10 protein-coding genes and 1 rRNA gene are annotated in these 10,743 nt (G+C 70.6%); all 11 read right to left on the bottom strand.

Features of this window, described 5'->3' with window-relative positions; all coding sequences use genetic code 11:
- Positions 1-243: 243 nt before the first annotated feature.
- Positions 244-1,623 (bottom strand): DNA polymerase IV, encoded by a 1,380-nt coding sequence (locus tag ACWEV0_RS34655; protein ID WP_453153789.1) that lies wholly within the window; start codon positions 1,621-1,623, stop codon positions 244-246.
- A 154-nt stretch (positions 1,624-1,777) separates the two neighbouring features.
- On the bottom strand, positions 1,778-2,401 hold the full coding sequence (locus ACWEV0_RS34650; protein ID WP_453153788.1) for a MerR family transcriptional regulator: 624 nt from the start codon (positions 2,399-2,401) through the stop codon (positions 1,778-1,780).
- 186 nt (positions 2,402-2,587) lie between these two features.
- A complete protein-coding gene (locus tag ACWEV0_RS34645; RefSeq protein ID WP_389217045.1) occupies positions 2,588-3,061 on the bottom strand; it encodes a bifunctional nuclease family protein in 474 nt (157 codons plus the stop codon).
- Between the two features lie 53 nt (positions 3,062-3,114).
- The gene (gene ftsR / locus ACWEV0_RS34640) at positions 3,115-3,858 is read right to left on the bottom strand and encodes a transcriptional regulator FtsR (RefSeq protein WP_453153787.1); all 744 of its coding nucleotides are present in this window, start codon (positions 3,856-3,858) and stop codon (positions 3,115-3,117) included.
- A 28-nt stretch (positions 3,859-3,886) separates the two neighbouring features.
- Entirely contained in the window at positions 3,887-4,822 is a 936-nt protein-coding gene (locus ACWEV0_RS34635) for an FHA domain-containing protein (protein WP_453153790.1), read from the bottom strand.
- 79 nt (positions 4,823-4,901) lie between these two features.
- Positions 4,902-5,915: a DUF881 domain-containing protein gene (locus ACWEV0_RS34630; protein ID WP_453153786.1), complete on the bottom strand. Its 1,014-nt coding sequence runs from the start codon at positions 5,913-5,915 to the stop codon at positions 4,902-4,904.
- A 5-nt stretch (positions 5,916-5,920) separates the two neighbouring features.
- A complete protein-coding gene (locus ACWEV0_RS34625) occupies positions 5,921-6,253 on the bottom strand; it encodes a small basic family protein (RefSeq protein WP_158985233.1) in 333 nt (110 codons plus the stop codon).
- Positions 6,250-7,179 carry a DUF881 domain-containing protein gene (locus ACWEV0_RS34620; protein WP_453153785.1) on the bottom strand — a complete coding sequence of 310 codons (930 nt, stop codon included), beginning with the start codon at positions 7,177-7,179 and terminating at the stop codon, positions 6,250-6,252. The genes ACWEV0_RS34625 and ACWEV0_RS34620 overlap by 4 nt, the downstream gene beginning before the upstream one ends.
- A gap of 110 nt (positions 7,180-7,289) precedes the next feature.
- Positions 7,290-9,785: a sugar phosphate nucleotidyltransferase gene (locus ACWEV0_RS34615; RefSeq protein ID WP_453153784.1), complete on the bottom strand. Its 2,496-nt coding sequence runs from the start codon at positions 9,783-9,785 to the stop codon at positions 7,290-7,292.
- Positions 9,786-9,901: 116 nt separating this feature from the next.
- Entirely contained in the window at positions 9,902-10,510 is a 609-nt protein-coding gene (locus ACWEV0_RS34610) for a CDP-alcohol phosphatidyltransferase family protein (protein ID WP_453153783.1), read from the bottom strand.
- A gap of 138 nt (positions 10,511-10,648) precedes the next feature.
- Positions 10,649-10,743: ribosomal RNA gene (gene rrf / locus ACWEV0_RS34605) — 5S ribosomal RNA — on the bottom strand; the annotation flags it as partial.

Raw genomic sequence — 10,743 nt, 5'->3', positions numbered from 1 at the left:
GGCCGGGCCGCAGGCCGGGCCGCAGGCCGGGCCGCAGGCCGGGCCGCAGGCCGGGCCGCAGGCCGGGCCGCAGGCCGGGCCGCAGGCCGGGCCGCGCGGTCCACGGTCCCGCAGCCGCCGGCGGCGGGGACGGCCCACGGGAGGACCCGCACCTCTGTGTGCTCAGTTGTACGGGTGGTGCGGGTGGGCACCCCAAGCCCGGCCGGAGGCCGGGCGCACCCCGCGCGGCCCGCGCCCCGCGGGCTACGCCACCGCCCCGCCCTCCACCAACGGCAACGGATCCGACGCCTCCAGCTCCGGATCGTCCACCGCGAACGTCCGCACCCGCCCCGGCGCCGACCCCGGCTCCTCGAAGCGGACGGTGACCCGCCCGACCCCGCTGCCCTGCACCCACCCCGCCCCGTACACGGCGTGCCGCACGTCGTGCCCGGGCGCCCACCGCCGCTCGGCGGTCTCCGTGGCGGCGCCGGGCGGCGGAGCCGGCACCTCGACGGCCGCCTCCGCCGCCGACCCCACCTCCGGATCCCCCGCGCTGCCCGCGCTGCCCGCCTGCTCCGCCTGCGCGAACAGGTCCTCCTGCGTGTAGTCCGCGAGCCCGCTCACCCCGACCCCCAGCAACCGCACCCCACCCGTCGTGTCGACGACGTCGAGCAGCCGCGTCGCCGCCTCCCGTACCACCACCGGGTCGTCGGTCGGCCCCCGCAGCGTCTCGGACCTGGTCAGCGTCGAGAAGTCGTACCGCCGCACCTTCAGCACGATGGTCCGTCCGGAGTGCCCCGAGCCCCGCAGCCGTGCCACGCACCGCTCCGCGAGCCGCTCCACCTCCAGCCGGATCCGCAGCCGGTCGTGCAGGTCCACGTCGAAGGTGTCCTCGACGGACACCGACTTGGCGTCCCGCTCGGCCACCACGGGCCGGTCGTCGTGCCCGAGGGCCATCCGGTAGAGCCCGGCCCCGTGCGCCCGCCCCAGGAGGCGTACGAGCTCGTCCTCGCCCGCCTCCACGATCTCGGCCACCGTGGTGATCCCGGCCCGCCGCAGGTGCTCGCCGGTGGCCGGCCCCACCCCCGGGATGATCCGCACCGAGCGCGGCCCGAGCAGCTCCCGCTCCGTACCGGGCTCTATCAGCACGAGCCCGTCGGGCTTGGCCTCCTCGGAGGCGATCTTCGCGAGCATCTTCGTGCCGGCGAGCCCGACCGATCCGGTGAGCCCGGTCGTCGCCAGGATGTCGCGCCGCAACCGCTCCCCCGCCGCCCGCGCGCTCGCACTGTCGTCGGCGACGCCGCCGGCCTCCAGGTCGACGAAGGCCTCGTCCAGGCTGAGCGGCTCGACGAGCGGCGAGAGCCGCCCGAGCAGCTCCATGACCTGCCCGCTGATCGCCCGGTAGAAGCCGAAGCGCGGCACCAGGTACGCCGCGTTCGGCGCGAGCCGCCGCGCCTGCCCCATGGGCATCGCCGAGTGCACCCCGAAGCGCCGTGCCTCGTACGACGCGGTGGCGACCACTCCGCGTGGTCCGAGCCCGCCGACGACCACGGGCTTTCCGCGCAGGCTCGGCTTCGACGCCTGCTCTGCGGCGGCGAAGAAGGCATCCATGTCGAGATGCAGGATGGTGGGCGCGGCTCTCACGGTTCCGATGCTGCCCTACGCCACTGACAATCGGCCGTACGCCCGTACGAGCCCCTGATGCCGGCTATGGCTATGGCTATGGCTCCGGTTCTGGCTCGGGCTCCGGCTCCGGCTCCGGCTCCGGCTCCGGCTCCGAGAACGGTCCCGACCGGGCTCAGACGGCCCTGTCCCGGCGCCGGCGCGCCAGCTCGTCCGCCGGGTTGTGCCCGATCAGCGTCTCCCCGGTGTCGACGCGCTCGCCGTGCAGCTGGGAGAGCGCCGCCTCGACGTCCCGCCACACCACGCCCACGGCGATGCCGAAGACGCCCTGCCCGCCTTGGAGCAGGGACACGACCTCGTCGGGCGACGAGCACTCGTAGACGGTCGCGCCGTCGCTCATCAGCGTCATCCGCTCCAGGTCGCGGAAGCCGCGGGCCCGCAGGTGCTGCACCGCCGCCCGGATGTTCTGGAGGGAGACCCCGGTGTCCAGGAAACGCTTGACGATCTTGAGGACGACGACGTCGCGGAAGCTGTAGAGGCGCTGTGTCCCGGAGCCGTACGCGGGCCGCACGCTCGGCTCGACGAGCCCGGTGCGCGCCCAGTAGTCCAGTTGGCGGTAGGTGATGCCGGCCGCCGCGCACGCGGTGGGTCCGCGGTAGCCGACGGCGTCCGAGCCGACCGACGTACCCGCGCTCGCGTCCGTACCGGAGTCGCCCACACTGCCGTGAAGCGGATACGGGCCCGCCTCCCCGGGCGCACGCCCCAGGAAGCCCCCTGCCGTACCGTCGCCGCTGCTCATCACGCCGACCCTCCGTCCTTGACCTGCCCACACGAAGGTAGGCAGTCACTCGGGGTGCGTCAACGATCGCCACACTCGGCACGCCGAGTGATAATCACCCTGAGAGTGGTTTCCCGTGCCCCACTCCGGGGAAAGGCTACTCGAATGCTCCTGGGGCGCTCCGCGCCCCGGCCCCGTCGGCCCCGCCTACTGGTTGCCGGTCCCGAAGTCCTCCGGCGAGATCTGGTCGAGGAACTCGCGGAACTTCTCCACCTCATCCTCCTGCTCGTCCGGAATCGCGATCCCCGCGTCGTCGAGCACCCCGTCACTGCCGAAGATCGGCGTGCCGGTGCGCAGCGCGAGCGCTATCGCGTCGGAGGGGCGGGCGCTGACCTCGACGCCGCTGGCGAAGACCAGCTCGGCGTAGAAGACCCCGTCCCTCAGGTCCGTGATGCGGACTTCCGTGAGCTCCTGCCCCAGCGCCTCCAGCACGTCCTTGAAGAGGTCGTGCGTCAGCGGCCTGGCCGGGGCCATGCCCTGCTGGGCGAAGGCGATCGCGGTCGCCTCCCCCGGTCCGATCCAGATAGGGAGGTACCGGTCGCCTCCCACTTCGCGCAGGAGCACGATCGGCTGGTTGGAGGGCATTTCCACCCGGACACCCACAACGTCGAGCTCGTTCACACAGCAACCCTAGGACGTGCCCGACCGGTTTGGGTAGTCGGGCCGTCTCCGGCTCACTGCAGACGGACCCCGAGGGCGGTCTGGACCAGTGCCGCGTGCAGCCGTACGGCGAGCCCGGCGAGCTCCCTGGCGGTGGCCTCGGCATGGGCCCTGGTCTGGGGGTTACGGTGCCGGCGCAGCGGCGCGACCATCTGTTCGACCAGTCCGGCCTCACGGTCGGCGGCGGCCTTGACGGCGCGCAGGTGACGGGGTTCCAGACCGAATCTCCCCAGATCCGCCACGAGTCTGGCGACGGTGACGGCCTCGGCGTCGTACCCACCGCCCGCCACCTGGGCGATCAGGCCGTACGACTCCCACTCCGCGAGCTCGGCCTCGGTGACCTCCGCGGCGGCGAGCAGCTCGGCGCGGCCGACGCGGGCCGCCGTCGGGCGGTCACCGTCCGCCTCCGTGGCCCCGTCGAGCAGGTCCCGCTGCGGGCCGGGCGCGGGCAGCTTGATCTGCTCGCCGCGCTCGAGCGCGTCCAGGTGCTCGCGGATCACCTTCAGCGGGAGGTAGTGGTCCCGCTGCATCCGCAGGATCCGGGCGAGCCGCTCCACGTCCCGCGGGCTGAACTTCCGGTACCCGGAGGCCGTGCGCTGGGGCTCGACGAGCCCCTCGGCCTCCAGGAACCGGATCTTCGAGATGGTCACTTCGGGAAACTCGTCACGCAGCCGGCTCAGCACCGTGCCGATGCTGACCAGCCCTTCGCCCGCGGCGGCGGTGCCGAGGCCGGCACCGCCCGTCGCTGTACGCACCATGGACCTTCCCTGAAGGTTCTCCGGGGCGTCACACGCCCCGCTGGCTCGCGAAGAACACGAGCCGGTACTTGCCGATCTGCACCTCGTCACCGTTGGAGAGCACGACCGAGTCGATCGGCTCGCGGTTGACGTAGGTGCCGTTGAGGCTGCCGACGTCCGACACCGTGAAGGTGCCGTCCGGCTGGCGCCGGAACTCGACGTGACGGCGGGAGACCGTCACGTCGTCGAGGAAGATGTCGCTCTGCGGGTGCCGGCCGGCCGTGGTCAGCTCACTGTCCAGCAGGAAGCGGCTGCCCGAGTTCGGACCGCGGCGGACGATGAGCAGCGCCGAACCGGACGGCAGCGCCTCGACGGCCGCCAGGGCCTCGGGCGACAGCGCCGGAATCTGGCCGGTGACCTCGGCGTCGTACGCCTCGAGCCCCGAGATGGAGATCGTCGAGGTCGTCTCGGAGGCACGCTCCGGAGTCACTCCGCCCCGCAGCGGCGTGCCGCAGTGGGAGCAGAAACGGCTGTCCGCCGTGTTGCGGTGACCGCACCTCGTGCACACCGGCATGGACGCGTCCTCCTGCCGCGGCTGCCCCGCGGAGGTCTGGGTCGCGTACGGGTCGGGGATGAACCCTCCACCCGCACCTGAGCTTGATGCTTCTCCGAAACCTATGCGCGCGGCACCGGCAGGGTCAACAGACGACGCGCCCGGTGTGCCCGGAATGTCGCCACCCTGGCCACCGACCTCGTCGCGGAAGAGCGGGCGCTCCGCGCCCTGTTCCTCGCTCTGGGCGTTCCGCGGCGCGCGATGCCTGGCGTTGCCGCCGTCCTCGCGTCCGCTCTTGCCGAACAACTTCGCAAACAACTTCACGGGCGATTCCCCTTGACCGAAACAGACCCGCCCGTGGGGCAGGACGAACCCTGACTGAACACACCTGCCGACCCGGACATCTTCACAACGTCCGTAGCCACTCGACAGTTTCCACCACGCACCACCCTTGTGGTGCGGCGACCCCCCGCAAGGTCATGCCCTTGCCGTGCGACCGTCATCACACCCCTCACTGCGAGGACGACCGAGCGTAGTCAGGCCGCTTCGCAGGCCGCAAGGCGTCGACGACGATCTTCCCGGAACGCTCCACCGTGACCGTGGCCTGCTCCTTCTCCAGTGTCTGGACGATGCCGCCGGGGATGTTGAGCGCGGGCTCGAGATCCTCCGGCTTGCCGATGACCTTGAAGACGTACGGAGCGGCCACCTGCGTTCCATCGATCTTCATGTCGCGTCCGCTTCCCGAGAAGTAGCTGTCGGCGACCACGCGCACGCCGTTGACCTGGATCGCCTCGGCGCCGGCCGCACGCAGCTCCTGGATGGCGTCCAGCAGCATGTCCGACTCGACGGCGCCGGAGGAGTCCGTGATCGTCATCGTGATCCCCGGCCCCTCGGCGGCGACCGTACCGGCCAGGATGCCGAGCTGCCGCTCCTTCTCCTGGGTCTGCTTGCGCGCCTCCTCGGCCTGGTCCGAGCTCGACTCCAGCTCCGAGCGCTGCTTCTCCAGGCGGGTCTTCTCGTCCTCCAGGCGCTGCGTGCGGTCGTCCAGCTCGTCGAGGATCCGCACCAGGTCCTCCTGGCGGGCGCCGCGCAGCGCGCTGTTGTCACTGGTCGACCGCACCTGGATGGCCAGGCCGAGGCCGAGCACGAACAGCAGCAGCGCGACGACGAGTTGGGCCCGGCTCACCCGCGGCGGCCACAGCGCGGCGACCAGCCGCTGCCGCCCGCTGACACCGGCCTCGGCCTGAGGCTGGGGCTGCGGCTGGGGCTGCGGCTGCGGCTGGGGCTGGGGCTGCGGTGCCGGAGGCTGCGGCTGGGGCTGAGGTTGCGGCCGGTGCTGCGGTGCCGGAGGCTGCCGCGGCGGCTGGGGCCCGGACTTCGGCGGCTGAGCCTTCGGCAGCTGAGGCTGCGGCTGGGGCTGGGGCTGCTCAACCGCACCCTCGCCCGGCTTGTTGCCGTGGTTGCCGGTGCTGCCGTCGTCGCCCTCGATGCCGCTGTTGCCGTTGTTGTCGTTCTGCTCGCTCATCGGCCTCACGCCCGGAACACATGCCGCCGGATGGCGGCCGCGTTGGAGAAGATCCGGATGCCGAGCACGACGACCACACCGGTCGACAACTGCGCGCCCACGCCCAGCTTGTCGCCGAGGAAGACGATCAGTGCCGCCACGACCACGTTCGACAGGAACGACACCACGAAGACCTTGTCGACGAAGATCCCGTCGAGCATGGCGCGCAGGCCGCCGAAGACCGCGTCGAGGGCGGCGACCACGGCGATCGGAAGATAGGGCTCGACCACCGCCGGAACCTCGGGCCGGACGAACAGTCCGACCACGACTCCCACGATCAGGCCCAGTACGGCGATCAAGATGTGCCCTTCCCTGTATCGGCCGTGGCCTGCCCGGTGGCCTTCGCCGCCCCGGCTCCCCTCGGCACTGCTGTACGTACGATCAGACTCGGCGCGGCCGGCAGACGCACGTCGCCCTCCACCGAGATGCTGGTACGGATCCCGAAGTTCTCCTGCAGCGCATGCAGATACTGTCCGTCCGCGCTGTCCTGGAACGTGGTGCTCAGTCGCTGCCCGTCGCCGACGGCGAGGATCGTGTACGGCGGCACCAGTGGCTTGTTGTCGACCAGTATGGCGTCGCCCGCGGCCCGGATCGCCGACAGTGCTGTCATCCTTTGCCCGTTGATCGAGACGGCCTCGGCGCCCGACTCCCACAGCCCGTTGACGACCCGCTGCATGTCCCGGTCGCGCACCCGCCCCGTATCGGAGAAACCGCTGCTCTCCCGGGGGCCGCCTCCGCCCGTGTCACTGCCCTTGGCGTCGTCCACGACCAGCTTCACGCCCGGCCCGTGCACCGGAGTCGCGCCCGAGAGCAGCGCCACCAGTTCCGCCTGGTCGCCGCCGTGCTGCTCGAGCGCCTTCCGCTGGCGCTCACCGACCTCGGCCCGCAGCCCTTCGACGTCCTGTTCCAGACGGTCCGCCGCCGAGGTCTCGGAGTCGATCCGGTTGATCAGGTCCTGCCGCTCCTTGGCGACGACCGGCGCGGACACCCGCGCCTCCGCCGCACCGAGGGTCACCACGGCCGCCGCGAGCACCAGGCCCGCCGCCAGACCGAGCTTCGCCCGTACGGTACGGGGCAGGCCACCACCCTCCGCCGCGCGCCGCGCCGACGCCTCGGCGTAGCCGTCGTCCACGGCGTGGTCGATCACGTTGTTCAGCAGCGACATGGACGCGTCCGGGCGCGGAGGCGGCGATCCTGTGCTCCGAACGGGGGGCTGCTGCGACATGCCGCACATCGTCGCACGTCGCACGCCGTACCGCCGAATGGCCCCACCGACGGGCCGGGCGGCACCCATGAGTACCGCCCGGCCCAGGGGCCTCCTCAGGCCCGGTTACGTCAGTGACCTGCGCTGTCCACCACGGCCGACCACTCGTCGAGCAGCGCCTGCGCCGAGGCGTCGTCGGGCCCCTCGGCCCACAGATGGGTGACGGCCTCCGCCGGGTCCGGCAGCACCATCACCCACCGGCCGTCCGCCTCCACCACCCGCACGCCGTCGGTGGTGTCGACGGACCGGTCACCGGCCGCCTCCACCACCCGGCGCATCACGAGTCCCTTCACCGCCCACGGCGTGGCGATGTCCCGCTTCAGCACATGGGCCCGCGGGATCCGCGCGTCGATCTGGCTCAGCGTGAGCTGGGTCCGCGCGACCAGACCGATCAGCCGCACGAAGGCCGCCGCCCCGTCGAAGACGCTGCTGAACTCGGGCACGATGAACCCGCCACGCCCGTCGCCGCCGAAGATCGTCGACTCCTCCCGGCCGACCCGGGTCAGGTCGTCAGGCGAGGTCGTCGTCCACTCCACCTGGGTGCCGTGGTACGCCGCGACCTGCTCGGCGATCCGCGTGGTCGTCACCGGCAGCGCGACCCGCCCGGACCGCCGCTCGGCCGCGACCAGGTCGAGCATCACGAGGAGCGCCCGGTCGTCCTCGATGATCCGGCCCCGCTCGTCGACCAGCGAGAGCCGCTCACCGACCGGGTCGAACCGCACGCCGAACGCGGCCCGCGCCGACGCCACGATCTCCCCGAGCCGGACGAGCCCGGCCCGCCGGCTCTCCGCGGACTCGGTGGGCCGCGACTCGTCGAGCCCCGGGTTGATCGTCAGCGAATCCACCTGCAGCCGTCCGAGCAGGCTGGGCAGGACGAGCCCGGCACTGCCGTTGGACGCGTCCACGACCACCTTCAGGCCGGCCTCCGCGATCCCGGAGGTGTCCACGTTCCGCAGCAGCGAGCCGGTGTACGAGTCGAAGACGCTGGCCGGGAAGGACAGGTCGCCGATCTCGCCCGGGAACGCGCGCCGGTACTCCTGACGTGCGAAGACCCGGTCCAGTTTGCGCTGACCCGCCTGCGACAGGTCCGCGCCCCGTTCGTCGAAGAACATGATGTCGACGGAGTCCGGCACCCCGGGCGAGGTCCGCACCATGATCCCGCCGGCGCTGCCCCGCGCCGTCTGCTGCCGGGCCACCGGCAGCGGCACGTTCTCCAGGTCGCGTACGTCGATGGCGCTGGCCTGCAGCGCCGAGATCACCGCCCGTTTCAGCGCCCTCGCGCCCCGGGAGTGGTCGCGGGCGGTGGTGACGGTCGCGCCCTTCTTCAGCGTGGTGGCGTACGCGCCGGCCAGCCGCACGGCCAGCTCGGGCGTGATCTCCACGTTGAGGATGCCGGACACGCCCCGCGCTCCGAAGAGGTGGGCCTGTCCGCGGGACTCCCAGATGACGGACGTGTTGACGAAGGCGCCGGCCTCGATCGTCTTGAACGGGTAGACCCGCACATTGCCCTGCACGATCGATTCTTCACCGATCAGGCACTCGTCCCCGATGACGGCCCCGTCCTCGATCCGGGCCGCCCGCATCACATCGGTGTTCTTGCCGATGACGCAGCCGCGCAGATTGCTCTGCTGCCCGATGTAGACGTTGTCGTGCACGACGGCCTTGTGCAGGAAGGCGCCGCTCTTCACGACCACGTTGGAACCGACGACGGTGTGCTCGCGGATCTCCGCCCCGGCCTCCACCTTGGCGTAGTCGCCGACGTAGAGCGGCCCGCGCAGTACGGCGTCGGGATGGACCTCGGCTCCTTCGGCGACCCAGACGCCCGGGGAGATCTCGAAGCCGTCGATGTCGACCTGGACCTTGCCTTCCAGGACGTCGGCCTGGGCCTTCACGTAGCTCTCGTGGGTGCCGACGTCCTCCCAGTAGCCCTCGGCGACATAGCCGTAGATCGGCTTGCCGTCCTTCATCAAGCGCGGAAAGACATCACCCGACCAGTCGACCGGAACGTCCGCCTCGACATAGTCGAAGACCTCGGGCTCCATCACGTAGATGCCCGTGTTCACCGTGTCCGAGAAGACCTGCCCCCAGGTCGGCTTCTCCAGGAATCGTTCGACCTTGCCTTCCTCGTCGACGATCGTGATGCCGAACTCCAGCGGATTGGGCACCCGGGTCAGACAGACCGTGACGAGGGCGCCCTTCTGCTTGTGGAAGGCGATCAGATCGGTGAGGTCGAAATCGGTGAGTGCGTCCCCCGAAATGACCAGGAAGGCGTCGTCCTTCAACGCCTCCTCGGCATTCTTCACACTCCCCGCGGTGCCGAGCGGCTTCTCCTCGTTCGCATAGGTGAGCTCCATTCCGAGCTCTTCCCCGTCTCCGAAGTAATTCCGTACGAGAGAGGCGAGGAACTGCACGGTGACGACGGTCTCATTGAGACCGTGCCTCTTGAGCAGTCGCAGGACATGCTCCATGATCGGCCGGTTCACCACCGGCAGCAGAGGCTTGGGCATGCTCGAGGTCATGGGGCGAAGGCGAGTGCCTTCACCACCGGCCATCACGACGGCCTTCATGTCGGAAGCGTCCTCCTTGAAGAGACGACGGTCCTGCCGACTTCACCTGTCCACTCAATGGCCCTGGGACGTCCTCGATCCCGCCGGCGTCGTTGCTCGGCATGGGACGGACGGGCTCAATCGGCCGCGGTATCCGCCTTCACGAGTCGACGGACCTGGACCACGTAGAGGATCCCTGCCCACCAATAGAGAGTTGTACCCCATCCTGCGAAGGCCCACCCGAAAACTTCGGCGAGTGACGCCAGCCACCCGTTTCCGTCACTGAGCAGCAGCAACGGGAACGCGTACATCAAGTTGAAAGTGGCAGCTTTGCCGAGGAAGTTCACCTGCGGCGGCGGATAGCCGTGCCGGCGGAGGATTCCCACGGCGACCAGGAGCATCAGCTCGCGGGCCAAAAGGATGAGGGTCAGCCAGAGCGGAAGGATCTCCCTCCAGGTGAGCCCGACGAGCGTGGAGAGGATGTAGAGCCGGTCAGCGGCGGGATCGAGCAGCCGGCCGAGGCTGCTGATCTGGTTCCAGCGCCGGGCGAGCTTCCCGTCCAGATAGTCGCTGACACCGCTGAACGCGAGGACGAGCAACGCCCAGCCGTCACTGTTGGGTCCGCCGAACACAGGTCGGAGGATCAGCCACAGGAAGAGCGGCACGCCGACGAGGCGAGCCATGCTGAGGATGTTGGGGATGGTGAGGACCCGGTCCGTCTGAACGCGAGTCTCCTGGACCTCCACCCGGGGGCCTCCTGTGGGAATGAGCCAACGATGCCCCATGACCTTACCCTCAGCCACCAGGGCGAGGTGAACAGGGGTCATCTGAACGCAAAAATGCCTCAACCCCCGGACAGAGTCCGGGGGTTGAGGTCAAAAGGAGTTCGGCGGCGTCCTACTCTCCCACAGGGTCCCCCCTGCAGTACCATCGGCGCTGAAAGGCTTAGCTTCCGGGTTCGGAATGTAACCGGGCGTTT

Source organism: Streptomyces sp. NPDC003943, from assembly GCF_053605265.1.
Note: the sequence above shows the minus strand (reverse complement) of the source record. Positions and strands in the feature narration are given on the sequence as shown.